The following is a 26048-nucleotide window of genomic DNA, read 5'->3' as shown; positions in this document are numbered from 1 at the left end:
AACTAATAACTTAAAAAATAAATATTATGAGTGTACAATTTTGGACATGGTTATTAGTAGGACTTACTTTTGCCTTATATTTTGGAATCGCAATTTGGGCTAGAGCTGGCTCAACTAAAGAATTTTATATTGCTGGTGGAGGTGTTTCTCCGTTAGCAAATGGTATGGCTACCGCAGCCGATTGGATGAGTGCCGCCTCCTTTATTAGTATGGCAGGTATTATTTCCTTTTCAGGGTATGATGGTTCTGTTTACCTAATGGGTTGGACTGGTGGATATGTGTTATTAGCTTTATTATTAGCACCTTATCTACGTAAGTTTGGTAAGTTTACGGTTCCAGATTTTATTGGAGATAGATATTACTCAAACACAGCAAGAACTGTTGCAGTAATTTGTGCGTTAATTGTATCGTTTACATACGTTGCAGGTCAAATGCGTGGTGTAGGTATTGTATTTTCTCAATTCTTACAAGTAGACATTAATTTGGGAGTAATTATTGGAATGACGGTTGTTTTAACTTTCGCTCTATTAGGAGGTATGAAAGGTATTACATACACGCAAGTAGCACAATACTGTGTATTAATATTTGCTTTTATGGTACCTGCATTTTTCATTTCTATGCAAATGACAGGAAACATCATTCCACAATTAGGAATGGGAGGAACCGTTGAAGGCGGCGAATTCTTATTAGATAAATTAGATAAACTACACACAGAACTTGGTTTCCACGAATACACAAGTGGAACAAAATCTACTTGGGATGTCTTTGCAATTACTTTAGCGCTAATGACAGGTACTGCTGGATTACCACATGTAATTGTACGTTTCTTTACAGTGCCTAAAGTAAAAGATGCACGTAAATCTGCAGGTTATGCTTTATTTTTAATTGCAATTTTATATACAACAGCACCTGCAATAGCAGTGTTTTCAAGAACTAATTTAATAGAAACGGTTAGTAATAAAGAATACAAAGAAATTCCAGAATGGTTTAAAAACTGGGAGAATACAGGGTTAATTGCTTGGTCAGATAAAAATGGAGATGGAAAAATTCAATATGTAGCTGGTAATGCATTATCAAGTAAAAAACCAGTATATACAGATGCCAGAGGAGCAAGTGGAGAGCGTTTAATTTCTAACGCTAGTGATGCCAAAAACGAACTTTATGTAGATAGAGATATCATGGTATTAGCAAATCCAGAGATTGCAAACTTACCTAATTGGGTTATTGCATTAGTAGCAGCAGGTGGATTGGCAGCAGCATTATCAACAGCAGCAGGATTATTATTAGTAATCTCAACTTCTGTGTCTCACGATTTGGTTAAAAAACAATTGAAGCCAGATATTTCAGATAAAGATGAATTAAAAGTAGCTAGAATAGCAATTTTCGTAGCTATCTTAATTGCAGGATATTTTGGTATTAATCCACCAGGGTTTGTAGCTGCAGTCGTCGCGCTCGCCTTTGGTCTCGCAGCAGCCTCCTTTTTCCCGGCCATTATTCTAGGAATATTTGATAAACGAATGAATAGCCAAGGAGCCATTTCAGGAATGGTTGTAGGTATCGTTTTAATGATGTTCTACATGATGAAATTCAAACTAGACATGTTTGGTGGTGGTACAAAAGAAGATTGGTGGTTTGGTACATCTCCAGAAGGATTTGGTACTATTGCAATGGTTTTAAACGTTGTAATATCATTAGTCGTTTCAAGATTAACACCAGCACCTCCACAAGATGTGCAAGATATGGTCGAAAGTATAAGAATACCTTCAGGAGCAGGCGAAGCTCAAGATCATTAAAGTATTGAGTTCTGTCTTATTTTTTTTTAGCTTTTGCTAAAAAACATTGAACTTAATTTTAATTTAGTTAGTTAATAAATCAGCATTACATTTTTGTAGTGCTGATTTATTATATTAGTAAAGTTATTATTTTTTCGCTTTCGCGGAAATGAAAACCAATTTACCAAATGAAAAAACGGCACGAACAAAAGCTCGTTGTATTATCGATAGCATTATGTTTAGTTTTCAATATACCATTCATCCTTATTTTTAATTTTGAAGGTGCAGTTTATGGTATTCCAACCTTATATTTCTCAATATTTTCTATTTGGTTGTTATCTATAATTATTTCGTACATCGTATTAAAACGTCATTATGAATAATTCTGCTTTAATTGCTATTATTATCATCTATCTAGCAGCGTTGTTTTTTATTGCTTTTCTTGCCGAAAAAAAACGACAAAGCAAATGGGTTAACAATCCATATGTGTATACTTTGTCTTTAGCAGTATATTGTTCGGCATGGACGTATTATGGAAGTGTTGGTATTGCTGCAAATTCTGGTATTAACTTTTTGCCTATTTATTTAGGTCCAGTTATAGCAGCACCTTTATGGATTGTTCTGCTTCGAAAAATAATCAGAATTTCTAAACAACATAAAATTTCATCTATTGCAGATTTTATTTCCTTACGTTATGGAAACAGTAGGTTTCTTGGTGCATTAGTAACTATAATCTGTCTATTTGGAACATTGCCATACATTTCGTTACAACTAAAAGCAGTATCGGAAACGTTCGAAATTATGTCGGATGATACCAGTTACATTTCAACTGCAGTTATAGACGATTCTACATTTTATGTCGCTTTATTACTAGCCATATTTGCTACTTTTTTTGGTACTCAAAATACTGATGCTTCCGAAAAACATAAAGGGATCATTGCTTCAGTAGCTTTTGAATCGGTTTTAAAATTGGTGTTCTTTCTCATTATTGGTGTGTATATAACTTTTTACTTGTTTGATGGTACTACAGATATTTACAATCAAATAGCTATAACCGAAAACTTTAAAGAACTCACAACGCTTAGTGGAGTAGAAGATGGCTTTAATTGGTTTTTCATGATTGCCTTATCTTTTATGGCAATATTTTTACTGCCAAGACAATTTCAAGTTTCTGTTTTAGAAAACAATAGAGAAAAACATTTAAAAAAAGCCATATGGTTGTTTCCATTGTATTTATTGCTTTTCAATCTCTTTGTAATTTTTATAGCTTGGGCAGGAAAGCTTACTTTTGGAAGTACGCAAAATGCCGAATATTATTCCTTGTTATTGCCTTTAGAAAATGGTAATTCCTTTTTAGCAACACTTGTGTTTTTAGGTGGTTTTTCTGCAGTTATTTCCATGGTTATTGTATCTACATTAGCCTTATCCACTATGGTGAGTAATAACTTAATTATTCCTTACGGGTTTCTAGATAAATTCATTAAAAACCAACCAGAACGTAATTCAAAATATATTAAGAACATTCGTCGTATTTCTATTTTCACCATTATAATTACAGCGTATTTCTTTTATGTATCGTTTTCAAAAGAACTATCGTTGTATTCTATAGGATTAATTTCGTTTGTAATAATAGCACAATTAGGCCCTTCTTTTTTTATTGGATTGTACTGGAATCGAGGCTCCTCTAAAGCAGCAATTACTGGTATTATTGTCGGTTTTTTTATTGCTGTTTACACCTTAGTCTTACCATTTACATTACAAGCCTATACAGGAACAGACGATTTTACACAGTATGGTTTACTAGGTGTTTCTATATTAAAACCTTACGCTTTATTTGGTATCGATTTTTTAAGTCCACCAGCACATGCTTTCTTTTGGAGTATGACTTTTAATATGATGTCTTACTTAGTATTTTCATTAATATCTAAAGGAAATTATAGAGAACGTAATTATGCCGAAATGTTTGTAGATAGTAACAATTTCACAACCCTTCAAGACAATGCGCTGGTTTGGAAAGGAGAAGCGTATGTTGCAGATATTAAAAGTGTGTTAGTTCGCTTTTTAGGCGAAAAAAGAGCAACAAGAGCTTTGAAAATTTTCTTTACTAAATACAAATTATCACAAGACACGCAATTGGCAGACGCACGATTAATTAATTTTTCTGAAAAACTACTCACAGGAAGCATTGGTTCTGCTTCCGCAAAAATATTGATTGCAAGTGTTGTAAAAGAAGAGCAGATTAGTTTGGTAGAAGTTTTAAAGATTTTAGAAGAATCGAAAGAAAACATTGTTAGCAATAAAGTTTTAACAGAAAAGTCTAATGAGCTGTCTCAATTATCATCCAAACTAAAAGATGTTAATGAAGTGCTAATATCTAAAGACAAACAAAAAGATGAATTCTTAGATACAGTTGCGCATGAGCTAAAAACACCAATTACAGGTATTCGCGCTGCAACCGAGTTGTTGATGGATGACGATGATGATATGCCAAAAGAAATTAAAGCACAATTCTTAAAAAACATTCTTCAAGATTCCGATCGTTTAGGAAGATTGATACATAATATCCTTGATTTTGAAAAACTAGAAACAGGTAGATTACATCTAGACATGCAATATCAAGACATTCAAAAAACAATTGCAAAAGCAATTGGCAGTATTTCACAAATTGCAGCAAAAAAAGAAGTAGAAATTAGCAATAAAAATACACATGCTTTTAAAACAAATTATGATGAAGATCGCATCCTTCAGGTATTAACCAATTTACTATCTAATGCTATTAAGTTCTGCGAAGCTAAAAACGGAAAAATTGAGGTCGACTATAAGCTTGGAAATGAATTAGTAGAAATCTCTGTAACAGACAATGGTAAAGGGATTCCAGAAGAAGATCACGATTATATTTTCGATAAATTTTACCAATCGAAACATCAAAATACTATTAAACCACAAGGTAGTGGACTAGGATTAGCGATTACTAAACAAATAGTAGAAAAACATAACGGAGAAATTTGGGCAAAAAAAGACGTTAAAAATGGCGCAACACTTGTTTTTACGATACCTTTTAAGTAAATTGTAGTCATAAAGTATGAAGAAGAAAATTTTAATTGTAGATGACGAACCAAATATTGTAATGTCGTTAGAATACGCTTTCAAAAAACAAGGTTTTGAAGTGTTTATTGCAAGAGACGGAAGTGAGGCTTTAGAGATATTAAAACATCATGTTCCTAATGTAATATTATTAGATATTATGATGCCAAATGTAGATGGCTATCAAACCTTAACGCACATTAAAAATACAGACAGTTTAAAAGATACCAAAGTGGTGTTTTTAACTGCAAAAAATAAAGCTTCAGATATTGAAAAGGGTTTAAGACTAGGAGCAGATAAATATTTTACAAAACCTTTTTCAGTAAAAAAAATAGTTTCAGAAATACTGAAATTATTAATATAAAAAGTCTTCTTAAGTCTTTTTTAAATATTGGTTTTGTGTGCAAACAAACTAAGTTTAATTAAAGTTTAAAGACATGAAATTTCACATCAGCCCATTAGCGTCGGATATTATTATATGTATTTATGTAATAGCTACGCTTTATTTAAGGTTTAAATTCGAAAATAATACTAATGCAAGCCCTATGCTATCTATAGTTTTAGGAATTTGTTTTGTTGTTATTATTTGGGTGCTTATCAAACTAAAAATACTTAATCCTAATTGGTTTGGCTTACTTAATTCTAAAAAAAAGTAAGATATGGACTATCAAGAATTTTACCAAAAAAGTATTCAACAGCCAGAACAATTTTGGAATGAACAAGCCAAAAATATCGACTGGTTTAAAGCACCAGAAACCATTTTATCTAAAGATAAACAGGACTATAATCAATGGTTTGAAGATGGCGAATTAAACCTAAGTTATTTGTGTATAGACAAGCATATAAAAGATGGTTTTGGTTCGCAAAATGCTATTATTTTCGACTCACCAGTTACCAATACAAAACAGCATATTACCTTTAATCAATTACACCATGAAGTTTCTAAACTAGCTGGTGGACTACAAGTTTTAGGACTGCAAAAAGGAGATACTTGCATCATTTATATGCCAATGATTCCGCAAGCATTGTATGCAATGTTAGCTTGCGCTAGAATAGGAGTTATTCACTCGGTTGTATTTGGTGGATTTGCACCTCATGAGCTAGCTATTCGAATTGATGACTGTAAGCCGAAAGCAATTATTACAGCATCCAACGGAATAGAAATAGAACGTATTATTCCATACAAACCTTTTGTAGATGAAGCCATTGCTAAAGCAGAAAATAAACCAGAACACGTTATCGTTTTCGATAGACTATTAGGTGTAGAAATTCCGAAGAAAAACTACGATATAGATTATACTACTTTAGTTGAAAAATCGCCATCTATTGAAGCAGTTTCAGTTGAGTCAACTCATCCTTCATACATATTATATACATCAGGAACAACAGGAACTCCAAAAGGAATTATTAGAGATTCAGGAGGTTATGCAACCGCTTTAAAATTCTCAATGAAATACATTTACGGAGTAGACGAAGGCGATACCTTTTGGGCTGCAAGCGATGTTGGTTGGGTTGTAGGTCATAGTTATATTGTTTACGGACCATTATTAAACAGAAATACTACTATTGTTTTTGAAGGTAAACCAATACGAACTCCAGATGCTTCAACCTTTTGGCGTGTAATTAGTGAACATCGAGTAAAAGTTATGTTTACAGCGCCAACAGCAATTAGGGCTATAAAAAAAGAAGATCCAGAGGGAAAATTTATAAAACATTTCGATTTGTCATGCTTAAAATATCAGTTTTTGGCAGGCGAACGTTGCGATGTTGCAACTTTAACTTGGACAGAAGAACATTTAAAAGTTCCAGTTATAGATCATTGGTGGCAAACGGAAAGCGGTTGGCCAATGATAGCTAATATGGTTGGAGTACACTTACAAGAAGTAAAACCAGGATCTTCAAGTTTTCCAGTTTGTGGTTATGATATTCAAATTTTAAATGAAGAAGGAGAAGAAGTAGCCTCTAGTGTAGAAGGTTATGTGGCAGTAAAATTACCATTACCACCAGGAACATTAACCAATCTTTGGGGAAATCCTGAGCGTTTTAAAGCTGGTTATTTAGACCGTTTTCCAGGGTATTATTTTTCAGGAGATGGTGGTTATAAAGACGAGGATGGTTATGTATTTATAACAGGAAGAGTAGACGATGTTATAAACGTTGCAGGACATAGATTATCTACCGCAGAAATGGAAGAAATTGTAGCCTCACATAAAGCAGTTGCAGAGTGTGCTGTTTTTGGTGTGCATTGCGAACTAAAAGGACAAAAGCCATTAGGTTTAGTCGTTTTAAAATCTGGGGAAACTTCCGCAGAAATCCAAATTAAAAAAGAAATAGTACAAGATGTACGTCGAGAAATTGGTGCAGTAGCTTCCTTTAGAGATGTGCTAGTTGTTAATCGATTACCAAAAACACGAAGCGGAAAAATTCTTCGTAAATTGTTGCGAAATATAGCAGACGAACAACAGTATAATATACCATCAACCATTGATGATGTGCATATTATAAATGAAATAAAATCCGTGTATCAATCCCATCATATTGGGATTCATAAATAAGTTCTCGATACAATGCTCTTAAAATCGCATCACTCGAACTGACGAAATGGATAATTATAAAATAACTAATGTCACATCGAGTGATTCAAGAAGAATGAGTGAATTGTATCGAGATGCAATAAAATATAAACGAATTGTCAGGTCGAGCGCAATCGAGATCTAAATAATATTTAAACCAACACATTATGAGTAACTACCACATTAAACACCTAGAAGAATACTACCAAGTTTATAGAAAATCCGTTAGAAATCCTGAAAGTTTTTGGGAAGAAATAGCGGAAGAACATTTTTTATGGCGAAAAAAATGGGATAAAGTTTTAGAATGGGATTTCAAAAAACCAGAAGTAAAATGGTTTCAAGGCGCGCAACTTAACATTACCGAAAACTGTATAGACAGGCATTTAGCAACTCGTGGAGATAAAACTGCAATTTTATTTGAACCAAACGACCCAAACGAAGGCGCAGAACATATAACATACAATCAGTTACACCAACGTGTAAACCAGTTTGCAAATGTGTTAAAGGAAAATGGAATTAAAAAAGGAGATCGTGTGTGTATTTATGTACCAATGATTCCAGAATTAGCAATTTCTCTATTAGCATGTGCTAGAATAGGAGCAATCCATAATGTGGTATTTGCAGGTTTTTCAGCAAATGCGTTATCTACTAGAATTAACGATAGCGATTGTAAAATGGTAATTACTAGTGATGGCTCATATCGTGGAGCTAAAACCATCGATTTAAAAGGTATTGTAGACGAAGCTTTAGAAAGCTGTCCAGGAGTAAAAACGGTTTTAGTCGCAAAGCGAATTAATTCCGAAGTAAACATGAAAGAAGGTCGCGATAAATGGATACAACCTTTATTAGACGCAGCATCAAACAAATGTAAAGCAGAAGTAATGCAAGCCGAAGATCCACTATTTATTTTATACACTTCAGGATCTACAGGAAAACCAAAAGGTATGGTACATACAACTGCTGGTTATATGGTGTACACAGCATATACCTTTAAAAATGCATTTCAATATAGAGAAAACGATGTGTATTGGTGTACCGCAGATATTGGTTGGATTACAGGACACAGTTATATAGTTTATGGTCCATTAGCAAATGGAGCAACCACAGTTATGTTTGAAGGTGTACCAAGTTATCCAGATTTTGGACGTTTTTGGGACATTGTAGAAAAACATAAAGTGAGTCAGTTTTATACAGCACCAACAGCAATTAGAGCCTTAGCAAAGCAAGGTGTAGAATTAGTTGATAAATATGATTTAACTTCTCTTAAAGTTTTAGGCAGTGTTGGCGAACCAATAAATGAAGAAGCTTGGCATTGGTATAATGAGAATGTTGGTAAAAAGAAAAGCCCAATTATAGATTCTTGGTGGCAAACCGAAACTGGAGGAATCATGATAACACCAATTCCATATGTAACACCAACAAAACCAACGTATGCAACCTTACCTTTTATTGGAGTTCAACCTTGTTTAATGGACGAGAATGGCGAAGAATTAAAAGGCAATCAAGTAGAAGGAAGACTATGTATTAAATTCCCATGGCCAAGTATTGCACGAACCATTTGGGGAAATCACCAACGTTATAAAGAAACTTATTTTTCAACCTATGAAAACAAATATTTTACTGGAGATGGCGCACTACGAGACGAAGTAGGTTACTATAGAATAACAGGTAGAGTAGACGATGTTATTATAGTTTCTGGACACAATTTAGGAACTGCACCAATTGAAGATGCTATTAACGAGCATCCAGCAGTTGCAGAATCCGCAATAGTTGGCTTTCCGCATGACATAAAAGGAAGCGCATTATATGGTTATGTAACCTTAAAAGATGCGGGAGAAAGTAGAAATCACGACAACCTTCGTAAAGAAATAAATCAATTAATTTCAGATAGAATTGGACCAATTGCAAAACTAAATAAAATTCAATTTACAGATGGTTTACCAAAAACACGAAGCGGAAAAATTATGCGTCGTATCCTACGTAAAATAGCAGAAAAAGACACCAGTAATTTAGGAGATATTAGTACACTTTTAAACCCAGAAGTAGTTCAAGATATTATGGATAAAGCATTGTAATTCAAACATCACTTCGAGTGATTTTGAGGTGTGAAAAATTGTATAGAGAAGTAGGGCATTACACTTTTCCGCTAAAGCTACAAAGTGTCGGGCTTTCCGTTATATCTTTTGCAGAAAAAGCAAAAGGATGCCACTACAATCCCTAATGCAAAACCAAAAAACGCAACCCAAAAAAGGTTGCGTTTTTTGGTTACACTATTTAATAATGTAACATAAACCAATAGTAAACGTCTTATTTCTTGAATATTAGTTGCAGTTTACATTCGTTATTTGGTTAATACCAACAATGAATTGGGTGTTAGTCGCATTAAAATATAGATAAAGTATTTCTAACTAACTTTGTTATAACAGCATCAAAAACCATTCAAAATGAAAAAACTACTATTCATTGCATTAGCCTTACTATTTAGTTTTCAAGTTAAAGCACAAGATTCCAAAATCCCAAACGAAGTAAAAGAGTACATACAATCTAGAGTAGAAAACCAAATAAATGTTGGTATCGTAGTAGGTTATATAAACGGAGATACTGTAGATTATTACAGTTTTGGGAACACTGCGCAAGAAAACGGCACACCTGTAAATAAAGAATCTGTTTTCGAGATTGGTTCAATTTCAAAAACATTTACAGCAACACTTTTAGCATTAAAAGTTAATAGTGGAGAGATGAGTTTAGACGACCCTATTTCAAAATATTTGCCAGAAAATATTAAAACTCCAACACGTAATGGAAAGGAAATTACGTTAAAGCATTTGGCAACGCATACTTCTGGCTTACCCAAATTACCTGATAACTTATTGCAAACAGATCCTAAAAATCCTTATGTAGATTACACTTATGAACAATTATATAGTTTTATTTCTAGTCATGAATTAACCGTTGATATTGGATCTGTTACAGAGTATTCTAATGTTGGGATGGGACTACTTGGTCATATTTTAGAATTACAAAGCGAAAAAACATACGAAGAATTAGTAATCGAACATATTGCAAATCCGTTGGAAATGAATGACACTAGATTAGCGTTTACTCAAACCATGAAAAAACGCCTAGCAAAAGGACATGCTGGACTAAGCGAAACACCAAATTGGGATATAATTACACTTGGTGGAGCAGGAGGAATACGCTCTACAGTTAGCGATATGGTAAAATATATTAAAGCAAATATTAATGCAAACACTATAGACTCTAAATTACACAATGCAATGTCACTTGCGCACAAATCTGCATACAAAAATCCAGACCAAAAAGCAGAAATGGCATTGGCTTGGTTTATAGAAAATGGCAGGTTTTTAATGCATAATGGAGCAACAGGTGGTTATTGCGCAATGTCTGCAATAGATAAAGCATCAAAAAGAGGCGTTATTGTTTTAACTAATAGTAACGAAAACGTAGATGCTATTGCTATAAAATTAATGATACCTTCTTATCCTTTAAAACCTATTAAACCATCTATTGCTAAAGTATTAGCTAAAGAGATAAAAGTAAACGGTATCATTAAAGCCATTACTTTTTACAAAGAAGCTAAAACCAAACAAGCAAACGATTATAATTTTGAGGTTGAAGAATTAAATACTTTGGGTTATCAATTTTTTGCTGAAGATAAAAAGGACATTGCATTAGAAATTTTTAAATTAAATGTTGCTGAGTTTCCAGAAGCTTCAAATCCTTACGATTCTTTAGCAGAAGCTTATTTAGAAAATGGAGAACAAGAATTAGCAATACAAAATTATAAGAAATCTTTAGAGTTAAATCCAGCAAACGATAACGCTCGCGATGTTTTAAAAAGCCTAAAGGTTAATATAAAAGAAGTAACCGTATCTAAAGAAATGTTAGAAAGTTATACTGGTAAATATCAGTTAGCACCAACATTTGCTATTACAATTACAACAAAAGATGGGCGTTTGTTTTTACAAGCAACTGCACAACCTCAATTCGAAATTTTTCCTTCAGATTATAATACCTTTTTCTTAAAAGTTGTGGAAGCAAGAGTAGAGTTCAATACAAACTCTAAAGGCAAGGTGGATAGTATGACTTTGTTTCAAAACGGACAAGTATTACCAGGAAAACGAGTAGAATAGTTAAAATATATCGCGATATTTGTAATGGATAAGCGAATATGGTAAACATTAGAGAATACATAGAGAAAACAGTTGCTATTTCAGATGAAGATTGGCAACTTTTTTCTTCTAAATTAGAAAATAGAATCTTCAAAAAAAAGAGGACCATTGTTAGTGTTGGAGAGACCGAAAACTACATTTCATTTATAGACGAAGGTATTGCGCGCTTTTTAATTCCGAAGGAAGAAAAGGAAAAAGACATTACATTTGGGTTTTGTTTTAAAAACGAATTTGTAAGCGCTTACGATTCTTTTCTTACCAGAAAACCATCATTGTATAAACTAGAAGCCTTAACAGAGGTTTCAATGTGGAGTATTTCGTATGACGATTTGCAAGAAGTTTACGAGAAAAGTTTTGCTGGTAATGTTATTGGTCGTTTGTCTTCAGAGCGGTTATTTCTTATAAAATCTAAAAGAGAACAATCCCTATTAAACGAAACTGCAGAAGAGCGTTATCTTAACCTATTCACAGAGCGTCCAAAATTAATTAAAGAAATTCCTTTAAAATATATAGCCTCATATATTGGTGTTACAGCACAAGCATTAAGCCGTATTAGAAAACGTATTTCTTAACTTAGGTTCATTGTATAAAGTATTAGAACTATAGACCTTTGCGAAAAGCGAAGAACTATGATGATTTTAATATTAATAATAACACTTTGGTATACAGGATTGTTTTTCCAAACCTTCTTTTTACACCGTTATGCTGCACACCAAACTTATACTATGTCTCCAGTAATGGAGAAAATATGTTTTGTTTTAACTTGGGTAACTCAAGGATCTAATTATTTAAGTGCTTATGGTTATGGTGTAATGCATAGAATGCACCATGCTTATGCAGATACAGAAAAAGATCCACACTCACCAAAATACGATGCAACTGTATTTTCTATGATGTGGCGTACAAAAAACATTTACCAAGACATAAATAACAAAAGAATTGCAGTAGCAGATAAGTTTACTAAAAACGTTCCACAATGGGAAGGTTTCGATAAGTTTGCGAGTTCAAAATTTTCTAGATTAGCTTGGGCTGCAGTTTATACTGTGTTTTTTATTGTATTTGCAACAGCTTGGTGGCAATGGTTATTTTTACCTATCGCCTTTTTTATGGCACCAATTCACGGTGTAATAATTAACTGGTTTGCGCACATTTATGGTTATGTAAACTTTAAAGTTAACGACACTTCTAAAAACTTATTACCATTCGATTTTTTAATGATGGGAGAAAGCTATCACAATAACCATCACACACATTCTGGTCGTGCTAATTTTGGTGTAAAATGGCATGAGGTTGATTTTACGTATTTAATTATGGTAGTTTTAGATAAATTAAGATTGATTAAACTTAAAAAATCGACTGCAAAAGTATCTTAATAGTACACTATATTTTAAAATAAGAGTAATTGTATTTAATACCAATTACTATAGAATTAAGCCATTATTTGTAATGGCTTTTTTTATATTTGTTAGGCAATCAAAATATTATAATGAATAGCCAACCACTCTTATCTTACATTAATAAAATAGTAACATTAACAGAAGAAGAGGAAACTTATTTTACTTCAAAACTGGTCTATCGTAAATATTTAAAAGGGCAGTATATTTTACAACAAGGAGATGTAAGTAATAAGATATGTTTTATTGTTTCGGGTTGTGTTAAAATGTTTTATGTGGACGATTTAGGGCAGGAACACATTCTTATGTTTGGTGTCGAAAATTGGTGGACTTCAGATCTAGGTAGCTTTGTTTCGCAAGCACCATCAGATTTTAATGTGCAATGTATTGAAGACACAGAGTTAATTCAGGTTTCGCATAATAATATTGAAGACACGTATTCTAAAATCCCAAAATTAGAACGCTGTTTTCGTATAATAACCGAGAAAGCTTATGTTGCTTCACAAAAAAGAATCGTTAGAAATTTTAGTATGTCTGCAAAAGAAAGGTATTTAGTTTTCAATGAAAGTTATCCAGAAATAGAACAACGCATTCCACAATATATGGTAGCCTCTTACTTAGGTATTACTAAAGAGTTTTTAAGTAAAATTAAGAGCCAGATTGCTACAGAAAAATAAATGTTAAACTAGATTAACATTATTTAATAAACTAGGTCATCTTTTATGTCGTAGTGTTGTGAGATCTTTGCTACATAATATAAAAACATACAAAAATGAAAAAAGTTTTAACAGCAATTATAGCATTTGCAGCATTTACGTCAACTATTACGGCACAAACGAAAACTATTAACACAACAGATAGTAAAGTAGTTTGGAAAGGTTACAAAGTAACAGGTTCTCACGAAGGAACAATTAATTTACAATCTGGAGATTTAGCTTTTAAAGACGACGTATTAACAGGAGGAGCGTTTGTTATAGACATGACGACTATTAGTGCTACAGATTTAGAAGGTGAGTACAAAGGTAAATTAGATGGACATTTAAAATCTGATGACTTTTTTGGAGTAGAGAAATTTGCAACAGCAAAGTTAGTATTTACAAAAGTAGAAGCTTCAGGTAAAAACTCATACACAGTTACAGGAGATTTAACTATTAAAGGAAAAACAAATCCAGTAACAGTAAATGTATCTGTATATGGAAGTAAAGCAACAGCAACATTAAAAGTAGACAGAACAAAATTTGATGTAAGATATGGTTCTACTAGCTTTTTCGATGGTTTAAAAGACAAAGCAATTTACGACGAGTTTGATCTAGTTGTAGACTTACAGTTTTAAGCAAACCGTATTTATATAAAAATAATAGCAAATATTAAAAAACCAGAACAGTAATTGTTCTGGTTTTTTTCGTTTAATATATTATAGTTTTAACTCATTATTCAAACAAACTCACACAATACAATTTCACTTGTATTTCTGTTAAAACCGACGCATGGTTTATTAAAGCCTCAATCTGCTCGTCTTTTAAAGGCGTAAGATTAGTCTTTACATGTCGTGCAATTTCTAGTTGGGCTTTTGTATTAGCATTAGCAATTATCGCTTTATAATTAATACTCGCTTTTACTTTGTTTTTAATGGTTTCCCAATCTTTATTAGTAACATCATCTTCCGTAATATTATGATGTTTTAAAACCTGAGGTAAAATAATATCATCCTCAATACCATCTATAAACTTGCGTATCGAATCCTCAATATCCCAACCTAAAGACTGGTATGCAATTTCACGTTTATCGTTATTATGGTTTTGATACAGATAGTGTACCATTTGCAGATTTTTAATCCTATTCATAAACACATCGCTAGTTCTAATAAGCATTGTCAACGTGTTTCTGTACGTGTTTTTAAAAGGCATAGTATTTCCAGCATCGCTAATAATAACAATCTGGCTACCATAAGCACTTTTAGTTTGTGTAATTTTATGCGCACCTTGGTTATCGTAAACACCACCATCTACTAATCGCGGTTTTGCGCGCTTTGTATCTTCTGTATTACTAAAGAATTCTTTATCTATTTTAATAGGCGTAAACACAAAAGGCACAGCCGTTGAGGCAGCTACAGCACGAGCAATTGGAAAATTATCCGACTCAAATTTTATAGGTTCATCATCATCCGAAGGAAAATCGTAAACCGAATCTCCCATCGTATCATTACTAAACGTAAACAAACGTCCAGTCTCCAAATTTGTAGCATTTATAGCAAACCGAACATCTTTTCGTAAATCGTTTAAAGTCTTACCATTAAAGAAAAACGTATTGTACATCTTCTCGTTAAGCGTACTAATAGGAAACAAATTAAACTGAAAAAATAAGAACACTACAACCAAGGCAATTAACAAACCAAAACTTGACCAAGCATAGCCATTTGCCAATAAATAGAGTATTGTTAGCATCCAAAATAGAGTAGTAGCAAAAACCAATAAAAATTGCCAAGAAACTAACACACCTTTAATAACACTACGTTTTACACCTTGTCTTATTATGGCCTCGAAAGCTTCAAAATTATCTTTGTGTAAACCATAAGTTGCTCCAGTAATAGAACCTCCCGAATTGGTAGAAATCACATCTACTTTGTCAAGTATCTCTAATTCCTTTAGTTTTTTTAAAGTCCCTAAATGATAAATAGTAGCACGATAACCACCACCAGAAAGACTTAAACCTATTTTCTTTTTGTTCTTCATAAGAATGTTCTGCCTTAGCGGAAATATTCGTCATTCCCGCGAAAGTGGGAAACGCATCGAATAATTATTTGCATCTAATTTAATTAATAATAATTAGGGCATTACCTTTTGCTTAAAAAAAAAGCAAAACGTCAGGCTTTGCACTATATCTTTTTTAATAAAAATAAAAAAGGATGCCGTTTCAATCCTTAATGCAAAAAAGATCATTGCGAGCTTTACGAGGAACGAAGTAAACCTGAGGCAATCTGTTGTTTATTAGTTTTTGGTTTCGTGAGATTGCTTCGTGCCTCGCAATGACACATAATCAGAAAACTCTCTTTTAATAACCTCAAGTTTAGGATTAATAAATTGCGTGCAAAACGGTTTAGCAGGATTTTTTAAATAGTAATTTTGGAAAGCCTCTTCCGAAGCTTTAAACTCTGAAAACGGATACACTTGTGTAATAATCTTATTATTAAATTGTTCTTGAAAACCAGCAAGTAAACCCATAGCTTCTTGCTCTTGAGAATGAGAAAATGAATAAATAGCCGAGCGGTATTTTTTTCGCATAGAATGATTACTCGTACTTTTATGTGTTAATAAATGCACTTCTATTAATGTTTTTAAAGCGATAATTTCAGCTTGAAAATGTACAATAACAGCTTCCGAAAAACTACTATTTTCGGCTACCGAAGCCACAAAACCTTGTTCTGCTTTTTCTACACCTTTTAGAGATTGAAACACCGCTTCTGTACACCAATGGCAACCACCACCAAATGCGACTTTGGTTAATTCCATTGTAGATTTTTTCTTTCTGTCCAATAAAGTTCTGGAGCCGTTTTAAAAGTACTTAATAATTCGATTTCATTTTTAGAAAGAGAAAAAGAATTCGCTTTTAAATTTTCATTTAATTGCTCGGTATTACTAGCTCCACTTAAAACAATACTTTCAGGAATTGTTTGCTCACAATACTTTAAAGAAATAGCATCTACGCCAACTTTATATTTATCAGATAAAGTTTCTAAAACAGTATATAACGCTTTGTAATGAGGATATTTAATATTCTTAAAAATGCGACCATTTGCCACAGCTTCTTTAATAATAATCGATTTGTTTTGTCTTACTAACTCATTAGAAATGTCACTTAAACTTTGATCTAAAAAATTATAAGTCACTTGAAACACATCGAAAATCTGTTCACCATCAACCAATACATTTAAGGCTTCTTTTATAACTTCAACCTGGTTTGTTCCTGTTGTAGTTAGTCCTATTTTTAAATTGTGCTCTTTTTTTAAAAACGCCAGTTGTTGCAATACAGCTTCATTTTTTAAAACACCAGTTTGCAAAGTAGCAGAATGAATTTGATACACTTTTAAATAAGGAAAAAACAGTTTAGAGACTTTCCATTGTTCGTTTAGTTTCTCTAAACTGTGTTCTTTTATTTCGTGAACTTTTGCGTTAGCATTAAAATTAGCAACATAGGTGTATCCCCATTTAGTTGCGATTTCAATACTCGCATCGTTTTTGGTTTTCAACCATTCTAAAAGTAAATCTTCAGCCAAACCATAACCTGGAGCGGTGTCAAAATACCTAATGCCTAAATTGTAAGCATTCTCTAAAACAGAAAAACTATGTTTTCTAAAGGTTTCTATATCGGAGTTGTTAGCATGCTTTTGACGTATATTTATATATTGAGGTCTTCCAAGAGCTGCTGTTCCTAATCCTAATGTCATATTTTAATTTTTGAGATCAATTTTATTTAATAATCTAAAACTTACGAACTACAAGACAGCATTGAGCAACCTACTTTATGTCTAGCCCAATCTGGACGTTTTACAAACCATTTGTCATTTTCTGGTTGCTCATCGTATGGCTTTTTAAGAAGATTAAATAAATCATCTATTAGCTTGTAATCACCTTTATTCGCATCGTCTATTGCGAGTTGAGACATATAGTTTCTCAACACGTATTTAGGATTGACCTTGTCCATTGCAACCTTTCTATCTTCAAAAGAAAGTGTTTCATTTTGTAGACGCTTAGCATAAGTTTCAAACCAAGTATTCCATTGCTGTTCAACAGTACTGGTTACTTCATCTAAAACATAGAAAGCGCCTTTAATAACGTTTAATCCTTCTAAAGGTTTTAGAGCAGAGAAATTACTTAAATTTCTAAAAAATAGCGTCATATCAGTTTCAGTTAACTGTAAAACAGTCTCTAAAGCCGAAACAAGCTCAGCATCTTTGGGTTCTTCAGTATGTAAACCTAATTTACTTCGCATCATGCTTATATATTGAGAAGATGCCTTTTCGAAGTACCCATTTAAAATAGCTTCTAAGCCTTTGGCTTCACCAATTAAAGGATATATAGCGTTTGCTAATTGGTATAAATTCCAATGTCCAATGTCTAATTGCGATCCAAAACGATAGCGCTTATATTGGCTATCTGTAGTGTTTGGTGTCCAATCGAGATCGAAACCTTCTAACCAACCATAAGGTCCGTAATCTATAGTTTGACCAAGAATAGATAAGTTATCGGTATTCATAACACCATGTACAAAACCAACACGCTGCCAATGCACAATCATTTCTAAAGTACTATTTGATACAGCTTCAAAAAACCGTAAATAAGTGTCTTTATTTGGTTCGCCTAAATGCGAAAAATGATTATTTATGGTATAATCGACAAGTGTTTTTAAAGTCTCATTATCTTGTCTAGCCGCTAACAATTGGAAATTACCAAAACGTAAAAAACTAGGAGCAACACGGCAAACAATAGCACCTTTTTCGTAAGCTGCATTGCCATTATAAAGCATGTCTCTTAAAACTTGATCGCCAGATATAGCTAAAGATAACGCTCTTGTTGTTGGCACTCCTATGTGATACATAGCTTCGCTACATAAATATTCGCGCACAGAAGAACGTAACACGGCCAAACCATCTGCAGTACGAGAATAAGGTGTTTCTCCTGCACCTTTTAATTGTATTGCCCAATGTTTAGTATTGTGTTCAATTTCGGTTAAATTTATTGCACGACCATCTCCTAATTGTCCAGCCCAATTTCCAAATTGGTGTCCACCATAACACATAGCATAAGGCTTGGTATTTGGTAAAACACTATTACCAGTAAACACGTTTAGAAAGTCTTCACTTTTTGCATCTGCTTCAGTAAGTCCTAAATTTTTAAGCATTTCCGGAGAGACGTGGAGTAGTTCTGGTTTTTCGGTTTGCTTTGGCGTAACATAAGAGAAACAAGCCTTTTCAACCTGTCTTCTTGTGTTTTCAAGAATAGGATCTGCTGGTAATTCTTTATTAAATCTATCTTTTATATTTAGTTGCATTATTTTACTTTCTTTTTATACCAAACAAATTTAATTTATTATTTAAGTTTATTGGATATCATTATTCAATTATAGTTAATTTACTTGGTATGAGTTTATTTAACCATTTTTCTAAATCTTCTTTATATGGATTTCTTAACTTCTTTTTCCCTATTGTTATTGTTGGAAAATTAAGTTTTCTATTGTCATAAAGACCACGCAGTTCTTCTGCATGATCTTCATTTTTTTCTACATCTAAAAATTGATATGGCAACTCAGTTTTATCTAACAAAATTTTATAATAATTTGTTTTATGACAACCAGAAGCACCATATAATTTTATTACTGGAATGTTATTCATTTTTATAGTGTTTTTAAAAACTGAATAGCTGCATCTGGATTTAAATGAAAATCACTAAATACAACATTATCATGTTTATCAACTATAATAAACCATGGTATTCCTCCAGTTTTATAGTTTGTCATAATATTAGAACGTGATTTCCCATCGTTTCCAGCATCATGACCAAATGGTATTTTTAAATCGTATTTTTTCTGAGTTTCTACCATTTTTTCATAGGTATTGCTTTCATGACCTTCAAAAACTGTTTGTATTGCTAAAAACTGAATATTTTTTTTATCCTGCATAGCATCTACCATTTTCTTTAAATCTGGCAGTCCTTTGCTATGGCAACCTGGACACCAACTCTGGAAACAATATAGTATTTTAAATTGTCCTTTAAAATCGGATAGTTTTATTTGTTCTGTTTTATTTCCGTTGGCATCAATCCAATGTTGTACATTAAATTCTTGTGCGCGTTGTATAGATTCTTGTTTTGTTGTGTTCGACATGTTTTTTAATTTATGTCATTACAAGGCACGAAGCAATTTCATGATGATAGAGTTAGCAATTAACAGATTGCTTCGTGCCTCGCAATGACGGATTTATTTTTTTAAATGGTTCTCGATACAATTTCGATATCTCGAAATCACTGGAACTGACGTAATTTGATTATTTAAGCTTATCAGCATGAAGTTTTCTAAGCTTTGCTAATTTTGGAATGATTACAAAACCACAATAAACTCGTTCTTGGTTACTTCTGTAGAAATTTTGATGTTCTTTTTCAGCTTCATAAAAAATAGCTAAAGCACTAATTTCTGTTACTACTGGATTTTCGTAATAGCTAGTAATCTCCTTAGTTACACTATTTGCAATTTCTTTTTGTTTCTCGTTATGATAATAAATAACCGATCGGTATTGTGTACCTCTATCTGCACCTTGTTGATTTAAGGTTGTAGGATCGTGTGTGGTCATAAATATTACGAGAATGTCTTCATAAGAAATCACATTTGCATTAAAAGTAATTTGTATTACTTCTGCAAAACCACTTAATCCAGAACATATTTCGAGATAGGTTGGTTGTCTAGTTTTATTACCACTAGAATAACCAGAGACTACTTTCTCAACGCCTTTTACTTCTTGAAATACAGCTTCTGTACACCAAAAACAACCACCACCAAAAGTGGCCAATTGTAAGTTGTTAGCTTTCATTTTTTGTCCCTTTCTCTAATTGCATAGATTCAGAATTAATACAATAGCGTAAACCACTAGGTTCTGGACCATCAGGAAAAACATGTCCTAAATGTGCCTCGCAATTATTACACATAACTTCTACGCGAACCATACCAAATGCAGTATTTTTTAAATACTTAATGGCATTACTTTTAATAGGTTGTGTAAAACTTGGCCAACCAGTTCCAGAGCTAAATTTTATGGTAGAATCGAATAATGCAGTGTTGCAACACACACAATTATATTGTCCTTCTTCATAAATACTACAGAGTGCTCCACTATGTGCAACTTCTGTTCCTTTTTGTCTGGTAATTCTAAATTGTTCTGGAGTAAGTAGTGTTCTCCATTGGCTTTCCGTTTTTTCGACAGATCTGTCAGGCTTTGGATTGTCCTTTATAGTAAAATTAATTACATTTTTCCAAGTAAGCATACTGTAGTTCCTTTCTTTGTTAAATTAGTATATGCTTTTATACTTGGTCGTAATATTTAGGGATTCATTACAAAAGGAGATATGTGTTGTAAATGCTGGGTTTTAAATTAAAAAAAAACTGTTAAATCAAGTTTAGATTTAAAATCTTAACCTTCATTAACAGTTTGTGGTGGCTTGAGTTTTTCATCGCGTCACATTGTAAATGTAATCAATAAAAAACATTGGTGCTTATACTAATTTAAAATCTAATAAAAGTTCACCTTCTATAGACGCTTGGTGATGATTTCCTTTTTCGGTTAGACCAACACCTTTAGCAGGAGCACCAGTAAAAATAAGGTCTCCAGGCTCTAAAGTCATAAACTTAGAAACGTAAGTAATGATTTTGGCAAAAGAGTAAATCATGAAATCTGTATGTTCTACTTGTTTTTGTTCGTTGTTAATTTTCAAATCAAAATTAATAGCATTTAAATCTGTAAAACCACTAGCAGGTTTAAAGTTAGAAGCAGGAGAAGCACCATCAAAACCTTTAGCCAAAGCCCAAGGTCCTTTATTTGCTCTACTTGCTGCTAATACATCTTTAGCTGTAAAATCGATACCAACAGTAATTTTAGAAATATAACTATTAGCATCTTCTAAAGCGACGTCTTTACCTTGCGTTCCAATTTTAGCAACGAGTTCAACCTCGTAAGCTAATTCGTTAGTAATTGATGGAAAAGAAATATCTGCATTATTAGTAACTAGAGCGCTTTCAGCTTTTAAAAAAATTAACTGAGCACCAGTTTTTATAGTACTAACTTAGGCTTTATCATTAACGTAGTTTTTACCAACACCTATTATTTTCATGTGAGTTATTTTTGTTTAAAAAGTAAAAACAGCAATTTTATGTCCTGTTTATTTATAGAAGTTAATTTAATAGATAGCATCGGTTAAAAAATGCTAAATTCTCAAAAAAAGGATATGTTTTTCTATTAAAACTAGTAATAACTAATACTTATAATCTTCGCAAATATGAGTGGTTATAATATATTTTGTAATTTTTTTTAATGTTTTTCCAGTTTCAGGATGTAAACCTAAAGCTGTAAAATACTCTAACGTTCTTTTAGTGTTTTTTCCATACCATACATTTTCGCTACCATTTTCTTTAAAATATGCTGTTTTACAATTTGGACTTTCAATTTGTTTAAAACTTAGAATGCGTTCTTTTTTATAGACTTTTAATTGATTTAGATTATACTTTTCTACATTAAAACCGACTTCTATATATTGATTTTCCTGCCAGATCATCCATCGTGTTCTGTTTATATGTACTAAAAACAGCGTCGATAATATTAATAAAATGGTAATTAAATACACTTTGTTTTTTATAGTAAAGTTGCTGTCTTTTTGCGATACTAAGTTTTTATCTATTTTATCGTTCTTATTCTTTGCTTCATTTTCATTAAGAGTGTTTTCTTCTAAGTTAAATTTTTTTAATGGAATGCTATTTAAATCAGTATTAATAAAACCATTTTCATTTTCTGCATTTTTTTCAAAGGCATTAATTCTATAGTTTCTGTAAGGTCTAGGTTTAAAGTTAATAAGTATAGCAATTAACTCTATAGCATAATACTGTTTTATAGATTCTGTTTCTCCTTTTAAAAATTTGCAAATAGGTCTAAAGCCATCAATATCATAGTTTTTTATTTCATGTCTTAAATCGTCGCTTTCTTTTAATCCAAAAAAGTAGCGCATAGATTTTTCATCTTCTATAGATAGTTTTTCATCTACAAGATTTAAGCAAACATTTCTAATGTTAGCACGTGTTAATTTGTAAAGGTTAGCTCTTAGTACGTTTTGTTTTTCATCATTAATGTATTTCTTTTTTACATCAATTTCATAGGTTTTATTCGTTTTCATCATCGGTCTTTTTCGGTTTTTCAAGGAATCTTATGGCTTTTTCGGAATGTTCGGTTTTCCATTCTAAAAAGGCTTTTCTCTCAATCTACCTTTGTTTAAGGAGTCCATTTTAATTATGCATTGCTAACATAATTATTGTATGAAATAGATTCTTACGGAAATCCTCATTGTGGTAAAAAATAGCCCAATTGGAAAGTAGCTAAATACTACTGCATAAGGATTTTTCTTTTCGAAAAAAAAGCAAAGGAATAAGGCACTTTTTTTATGTGTTGCTGTGTAAACACAAGTAATCTGAGAAAATCTCGGACAGGCAATTCTTTGTTCAAATTTTAAAAACAGAAACTTATGAGAATTATTTTATTTTTATTTACGGCTCTTTTTATGAGCGCAAATTTTACATCTTGTACACCAACAAGTTTAATAGATAGCACTTTAACAGAGCAAGGAACAATAGGAGATGATGATGGAGAAATTTTACCTGAAGAAGCACAAGACGATGATGATTAATTTTTAGAAGTATATCTAAAAATAGTTTATAAATTAGAGGAATGAAATTAAAAAAGACATTCCTCTTTTTTTTGTTAGCGCTATTAAATCTTACACTAGTGTATTGCCAACAAAAGCAAGACAGTTTACCATATTATTATGCTTTAAGTAAGGATAGTAAGCATACAATTGAAGAAAAATTAGGGTATGTTGGTAAAGTTATACGTTTAGCGAAATCTAAAAACAATTACGACTATGAATTAAAAGGCTATAACCGAAAAAGTTATCTTTTAGGTAATTTAAAGCACTATGATAGTGCAATAGTAAATGCAAATTTACTTTTAGCAAAGAGTATTAAGTTAAGTAATTCTAAATATATATTAAAAGCTAATAGAAAATTAGGAGACTATCACAGGCTTAATGACAGTTTATTGTTAGCCTTTAAATATTACAAAGCTCATAAGAATTTTAGCTTGGTTAAAGGCGATACGTTAAGTGTAATTACAAATTTAAGATGGATTGCTAGTATTGAGAAAAAATTTGATGTGCCTTACGAAAGTCAAAGTTCTGCAGTTGAAGCTTTAAGTTTAATAGACAATATTAAGAATAAGAATGCTAAAATTATTGAAGCAGAAATTGGCCTATATAATCATTTAGGTCTTATTTATGGAGAGTTAGATAATTACGAGAAAGGACTCGAAAGTTATAATAAAGTAATAGAGATTACTACTAATCTTGAGCATAAAAGTATTGCGAGAAACAACAAAGGAAATATTTATAAAGCACAAGAGAAATACGAACTTGCATTAAAAGAATTCGATTATGCATATCAAAGCAGTTTAAATACAAAAGACGAGAAACAAAAATCGAGATATTTAAGTAACCTAGGATTAGTAAAATCTAAATTAAATTTACCAGATGCATTACTTAATATTAAAGACGCTTTAGCACTTAGAGTGCAAGAAGATTATAAACTGGGTATGTATTCAAGTTATATGCATTTATCAGAATATTATAGCGATAGAAAAGATACTAAAGAAGCTTTGTCTTATACTAACAAAGCCTACAATCTGTCTTTACAATTAAACTCGGAAAGCGATCAAGTTGAGGCCTTGGGTATTTTAATAGATTTGGGAGACAATAGTAAAGTTAAAGAATATAAAAGTTTGGTAAGTACAGTGTTTAAGCTTAAACAATTAAACAGTAATAAATTTGCATCAACAAAATATAACTATTATAAAAATGAAAGAGCATTAAAAGAAGCAGCATTAGAAAGTAAAAACCAAAAGAGTTTTAAGTTAATATACCTCTTGCTTTCAATTATAATACTATCTGTTTCCGTTTTTTTATACTTCATCTTAAAAGCCAAACACAGAAAACAAAAACGTCAAGAAATTTACAATACCGAAACACGTATTTCTAAAACAGTACACGATGAAGTCGCTAACGATATTTATCATGTTATGACAAAGCTACAAAGTGGTAATGATTTAAATGAAGAAGTACTCGACGATATGGAAAGCATTTACAATAGAACACGAGACATTTCTAACCAAAATAGTGCTATTGTACTTAACGATACTTTCGATACTATTCTTTCAGACTTATTACTAAATTACAAAAGCGAAACTGTAAGTATTATTACAAAAGACCTCTCTAAAATTACTTGGGATGCTATTTCTAACACTAAGAAAAAAATAATTTACAGAGTACTTCAAGAATTAATGGTAAATATGAAAAAACATAGCGAAGCCACAATAGTAGTACTAAAGTTTCGTAAACAAGGTCGAAAAATCTCTATAGATTATAAAGATAATGGCAAAGGTTTACCAATAAAAAAAGGAAATGGACTTGCCAATGTGGAAAGCCGCATTAAATCTATAAATGGAACATTTACTTTTGAATCTGAAAATAATAAAGGCTTTAAAGCCACGATAAGAATTTAAGGTATGTTTAAAAAAGTTTTAATTGCAGACGATCTAGGAAGTATTAATCAAGGTGTAACCACAGTATTAAATGCTTTAGGTATTAATAATATAGAGCAAGTGCAGTATTGTGATGATGCAGTACTAAAAATTAAACGTGCAGTTTTAGACAATGTACCTTTCGATTTGGTAATAACAGATCTCTCCTTTGTAATAGACCATAGAGCGCAAAAACTAACCTCTGGAGATGCATTAGCAAAATTTATTAATAACAATTATCCAGAACTTAAAGTTATTGTTTACTCTGTAGAAGATAGGTTGCAACGCGTACGCACTTTAATTAAAACAGACCAAGTTAATGCCTATGTATGTAAAGGCAGACGTGGTTTAATAGAAATAGAAAAAGCCATAACTGCAGTATACCTAAACCAATTGTTTGTGTCGCCTCAAGTAGCACAAGCACTAAGTAAAAAATCTAATCTAGATATAGACGATTACGATATTACATTGGCAAAACAACTCTCTCATGGTAAAGACCAAAAAGGCATAAGTGCCTATTTAGTAGCCAATAATATTACACCAAGTAGTGTAAGCTCTATAGAGAAACACTTAACCAAATTACGCATTCATTTTAAAGCAGATAATGCAACGCATTTAGTTTCTATAATGAAGGACTTAGGTTTAATATAAAAACG

At 32.1% G+C, this 26048-nt stretch carries 24 protein-coding genes; 14 read left to right on the top strand and 10 right to left on the bottom strand.

All coding sequences use genetic code 11. The features are described from left to right. The first annotated feature begins 26 nt into the window (after positions 1-26). The 11 genes from CW733_RS06185 to CW733_RS06130 all read left to right on the top strand — a co-directional run bounded on the left by CW733_RS06185 (position 27) and on the right by CW733_RS06130 (position 14349). The gene (locus CW733_RS06185; protein WP_100996370.1) at positions 27-1793 is read left to right on the top strand and encodes a sodium:solute symporter family protein; all 1767 of its coding nucleotides are present in this window, start codon (positions 27-29) and stop codon (positions 1791-1793) included. A gap of 354 nt (positions 1794-2147) precedes the next feature. Beyond that, positions 2148-4838 (top strand): sensor histidine kinase, encoded by a 2691-nt coding sequence (locus tag CW733_RS06175; protein WP_100996368.1) that lies wholly within the window; start codon positions 2148-2150, stop codon positions 4836-4838. A 16-nt stretch (positions 4839-4854) separates the two neighbouring features. Next, the gene (locus tag CW733_RS06170; protein WP_100996367.1) at positions 4855-5220 is read left to right on the top strand and encodes a response regulator transcription factor; all 366 of its coding nucleotides are present in this window, start codon (positions 4855-4857) and stop codon (positions 5218-5220) included. A 73-nt stretch (positions 5221-5293) separates the two neighbouring features. Next, positions 5294-5512, top strand: a complete 219-nt coding sequence (locus tag CW733_RS06165; RefSeq protein WP_100996366.1) for a hypothetical protein — start codon at positions 5294-5296, stop codon at positions 5510-5512. 3 nt (positions 5513-5515) lie between these two features. Next, positions 5516-7411 carry an acetate--CoA ligase gene (locus CW733_RS06160; protein ID WP_100996365.1) on the top strand — a complete coding sequence of 632 codons (1896 nt, stop codon included), beginning with the start codon at positions 5516-5518 and terminating at the stop codon, positions 7409-7411. 185 nt (positions 7412-7596) lie between these two features. Beyond that, complete coding sequence (acs, locus tag CW733_RS06155) at positions 7597-9504, top strand: acetate--CoA ligase (protein WP_100996364.1); 1908 nt, start codon at positions 7597-7599, stop codon at positions 9502-9504. A gap of 369 nt (positions 9505-9873) precedes the next feature. Next, positions 9874-11583, top strand: coding sequence for a serine hydrolase (locus CW733_RS16525; RefSeq protein ID WP_198520114.1), 1710 nt, complete (start codon positions 9874-9876; stop codon positions 11581-11583). A gap of 38 nt (positions 11584-11621) precedes the next feature. After that, positions 11622-12194: a Crp/Fnr family transcriptional regulator gene (locus CW733_RS06145; RefSeq protein WP_100996363.1), complete on the top strand. Its 573-nt coding sequence runs from the start codon at positions 11622-11624 to the stop codon at positions 12192-12194. A 57-nt stretch (positions 12195-12251) separates the two neighbouring features. After that, on the top strand, positions 12252-12995 hold the full coding sequence (locus CW733_RS06140; RefSeq protein WP_100996362.1) for an acyl-CoA desaturase: 744 nt from the start codon (positions 12252-12254) through the stop codon (positions 12993-12995). A 113-nt stretch (positions 12996-13108) separates the two neighbouring features. After that, positions 13109-13693 carry a Crp/Fnr family transcriptional regulator gene (locus CW733_RS06135; RefSeq protein ID WP_100996361.1) on the top strand — a complete coding sequence of 195 codons (585 nt, stop codon included), beginning with the start codon at positions 13109-13111 and terminating at the stop codon, positions 13691-13693. Between the two features lie 95 nt (positions 13694-13788). Further along, positions 13789-14349, top strand: a complete 561-nt coding sequence (locus CW733_RS06130) for a YceI family protein (protein ID WP_100996360.1) — start codon at positions 13789-13791, stop codon at positions 14347-14349. A 97-nt stretch (positions 14350-14446) separates the two neighbouring features. On the opposite strand, the gene CW733_RS06125 is transcribed toward CW733_RS06130, so the two are convergent. The 10 genes from CW733_RS06125 to CW733_RS06080 form a co-directional block, all read right to left on the bottom strand. Continuing rightward, positions 14447-15748 carry a patatin-like phospholipase family protein gene (locus CW733_RS06125; RefSeq protein WP_100996359.1) on the bottom strand — a complete coding sequence of 434 codons (1302 nt, stop codon included), beginning with the start codon at positions 15746-15748 and terminating at the stop codon, positions 14447-14449. A 255-nt stretch (positions 15749-16003) separates the two neighbouring features. Then, positions 16004-16525 (bottom strand): peptide-methionine (S)-S-oxide reductase, encoded by a 522-nt coding sequence (locus tag CW733_RS06120; protein ID WP_100996358.1) that lies wholly within the window; start codon positions 16523-16525, stop codon positions 16004-16006. Beyond that, entirely contained in the window at positions 16516-17460 is a 945-nt protein-coding gene (locus tag CW733_RS06115; RefSeq protein WP_100996357.1) for an aldo/keto reductase, read from the bottom strand. Before CW733_RS06115 ends, CW733_RS06120 begins: the two co-directional genes overlap by 10 nt. 41 nt (positions 17461-17501) lie before the next feature. Continuing rightward, positions 17502-19064, bottom strand: a complete 1563-nt coding sequence (locus CW733_RS06110) for a YdiU family protein (protein WP_100996356.1) — start codon at positions 19062-19064, stop codon at positions 17502-17504. Between the two features lie 61 nt (positions 19065-19125). Next, positions 19126-19404 (bottom strand): glutaredoxin domain-containing protein, encoded by a 279-nt coding sequence (locus tag CW733_RS06105; protein WP_100996355.1) that lies wholly within the window; start codon positions 19402-19404, stop codon positions 19126-19128. 2 nt (positions 19405-19406) lie between these two features. Beyond that, complete coding sequence (locus CW733_RS06100) at positions 19407-19895, bottom strand: peroxiredoxin (RefSeq protein WP_100996354.1); 489 nt, start codon at positions 19893-19895, stop codon at positions 19407-19409. Positions 19896-20055: 160 nt separating this feature from the next. Next, positions 20056-20595, bottom strand: a complete 540-nt coding sequence (gene msrA, locus CW733_RS06095; protein ID WP_100996353.1) for a peptide-methionine (S)-S-oxide reductase MsrA — start codon at positions 20593-20595, stop codon at positions 20056-20058. Further along, positions 20585-21046 (bottom strand): peptide-methionine (R)-S-oxide reductase MsrB, encoded by a 462-nt coding sequence (msrB, locus tag CW733_RS06090; RefSeq protein ID WP_100996352.1) that lies wholly within the window; start codon positions 21044-21046, stop codon positions 20585-20587. Before msrB ends, msrA begins: the two co-directional genes overlap by 11 nt. Positions 21047-21274: 228 nt before the next feature. Next, positions 21275-21811 (bottom strand): fumarylacetoacetate hydrolase family protein, encoded by a 537-nt coding sequence (locus tag CW733_RS06085; RefSeq protein ID WP_255411494.1) that lies wholly within the window; start codon positions 21809-21811, stop codon positions 21275-21277. 219 nt (positions 21812-22030) lie between these two features. Beyond that, positions 22031-22942: a hypothetical protein gene (locus CW733_RS06080; protein WP_100996351.1), complete on the bottom strand. Its 912-nt coding sequence runs from the start codon at positions 22940-22942 to the stop codon at positions 22031-22033. A 345-nt stretch (positions 22943-23287) separates the two neighbouring features. On the opposite strand from CW733_RS06080, the gene CW733_RS16420 reads away from it, so the two are divergent. The 3 genes from CW733_RS16420 to CW733_RS06070 are packed head-to-tail and all read left to right on the top strand — an operon-like array spanning position 23288 to position 26043. Beyond that, a complete protein-coding gene (locus CW733_RS16420; protein WP_157811543.1) occupies positions 23288-23449 on the top strand; it encodes a hypothetical protein in 162 nt (53 codons plus the stop codon). A 41-nt stretch (positions 23450-23490) separates the two neighbouring features. Beyond that, positions 23491-25374 (top strand): ATP-binding protein, encoded by a 1884-nt coding sequence (locus tag CW733_RS06075; RefSeq protein WP_100996350.1) that lies wholly within the window; start codon positions 23491-23493, stop codon positions 25372-25374. A gap of 3 nt (positions 25375-25377) precedes the next feature. After that, positions 25378-26043 (top strand): response regulator transcription factor, encoded by a 666-nt coding sequence (locus tag CW733_RS06070; protein ID WP_100996349.1) that lies wholly within the window; start codon positions 25378-25380, stop codon positions 26041-26043. Positions 26044-26048: the final 5 nt, after the last annotated feature.

Source organism: Lacinutrix sp. Bg11-31 (assembly GCF_002831665.1).
Lineage (GTDB): Bacteria > Bacteroidota > Bacteroidia > Flavobacteriales > Flavobacteriaceae > Lacinutrix.
Note: the sequence above shows the minus strand (reverse complement) of the source record. Positions and strands in the feature narration are given on the sequence as shown.

What these genes read in the sequence shown, in the direction of transcription:
- CW733_RS06185 (WP_100996370.1), top strand. Translation starts at nt 27, where the DNA reads ATGAGTGTACAATTTTGGACATGGTTATTAGTAGGACTTACTTTTGCC.
- CW733_RS06175 (WP_100996368.1), top strand. Translation starts at nt 2,148, where the DNA reads ATGAATAATTCTGCTTTAATTGCTATTATTATCATCTATCTAGCAGCG.
- CW733_RS06170 (WP_100996367.1), top strand. Translation starts at nt 4,855, where the DNA reads ATGAAGAAGAAAATTTTAATTGTAGATGACGAACCAAATATTGTAATG.
- CW733_RS06165 (WP_100996366.1), top strand. Translation starts at nt 5,294, where the DNA reads ATGAAATTTCACATCAGCCCATTAGCGTCGGATATTATTATATGTATT.
- CW733_RS06160 (WP_100996365.1), top strand. Translation starts at nt 5,516, where the DNA reads ATGGACTATCAAGAATTTTACCAAAAAAGTATTCAACAGCCAGAACAA.
- acs (WP_100996364.1), top strand. Translation starts at nt 7,597, where the DNA reads ATGAGTAACTACCACATTAAACACCTAGAAGAATACTACCAAGTTTAT.
- CW733_RS16525 (WP_198520114.1), top strand. Translation starts at nt 9,874, where the DNA reads ATGAAAAAACTACTATTCATTGCATTAGCCTTACTATTTAGTTTTCAA.
- CW733_RS06145 (WP_100996363.1), top strand. Translation starts at nt 11,622, where the DNA reads ATGGTAAACATTAGAGAATACATAGAGAAAACAGTTGCTATTTCAGAT.
- CW733_RS06140 (WP_100996362.1), top strand. Translation starts at nt 12,252, where the DNA reads ATGATGATTTTAATATTAATAATAACACTTTGGTATACAGGATTGTTT.
- CW733_RS06135 (WP_100996361.1), top strand. Translation starts at nt 13,109, where the DNA reads ATGAATAGCCAACCACTCTTATCTTACATTAATAAAATAGTAACATTA.
- CW733_RS06130 (WP_100996360.1), top strand. Translation starts at nt 13,789, where the DNA reads ATGAAAAAAGTTTTAACAGCAATTATAGCATTTGCAGCATTTACGTCA.
- CW733_RS06125 (WP_100996359.1), bottom strand. Translation starts at nt 15,748, where the DNA reads ATGAAGAACAAAAAGAAAATAGGTTTAAGTCTTTCTGGTGGTGGTTAT.
- CW733_RS06120 (WP_100996358.1), bottom strand. Translation starts at nt 16,525, where the DNA reads ATGGAATTAACCAAAGTCGCATTTGGTGGTGGTTGCCATTGGTGTACA.
- CW733_RS06115 (WP_100996357.1), bottom strand. Translation starts at nt 17,460, where the DNA reads ATGACATTAGGATTAGGAACAGCAGCTCTTGGAAGACCTCAATATATA.
- CW733_RS06110 (WP_100996356.1), bottom strand. Translation starts at nt 19,064, where the DNA reads ATGCAACTAAATATAAAAGATAGATTTAATAAAGAATTACCAGCAGAT.
- CW733_RS06105 (WP_100996355.1), bottom strand. Translation starts at nt 19,404, where the DNA reads ATGAATAACATTCCAGTAATAAAATTATATGGTGCTTCTGGTTGTCAT.
- CW733_RS06100 (WP_100996354.1), bottom strand. Translation starts at nt 19,895, where the DNA reads ATGTCGAACACAACAAAACAAGAATCTATACAACGCGCACAAGAATTT.
- msrA (WP_100996353.1), bottom strand. Translation starts at nt 20,595, where the DNA reads ATGAAAGCTAACAACTTACAATTGGCCACTTTTGGTGGTGGTTGTTTT.
- msrB (WP_100996352.1), bottom strand. Translation starts at nt 21,046, where the DNA reads ATGCTTACTTGGAAAAATGTAATTAATTTTACTATAAAGGACAATCCA.
- CW733_RS06080 (WP_100996351.1), bottom strand. Translation starts at nt 22,942, where the DNA reads ATGAAAACGAATAAAACCTATGAAATTGATGTAAAAAAGAAATACATT.
- CW733_RS16420 (WP_157811543.1), top strand. Translation starts at nt 23,288, where the DNA reads ATGAGAATTATTTTATTTTTATTTACGGCTCTTTTTATGAGCGCAAAT.
- CW733_RS06075 (WP_100996350.1), top strand. Translation starts at nt 23,491, where the DNA reads ATGAAATTAAAAAAGACATTCCTCTTTTTTTTGTTAGCGCTATTAAAT.
- CW733_RS06070 (WP_100996349.1), top strand. Translation starts at nt 25,378, where the DNA reads ATGTTTAAAAAAGTTTTAATTGCAGACGATCTAGGAAGTATTAATCAA.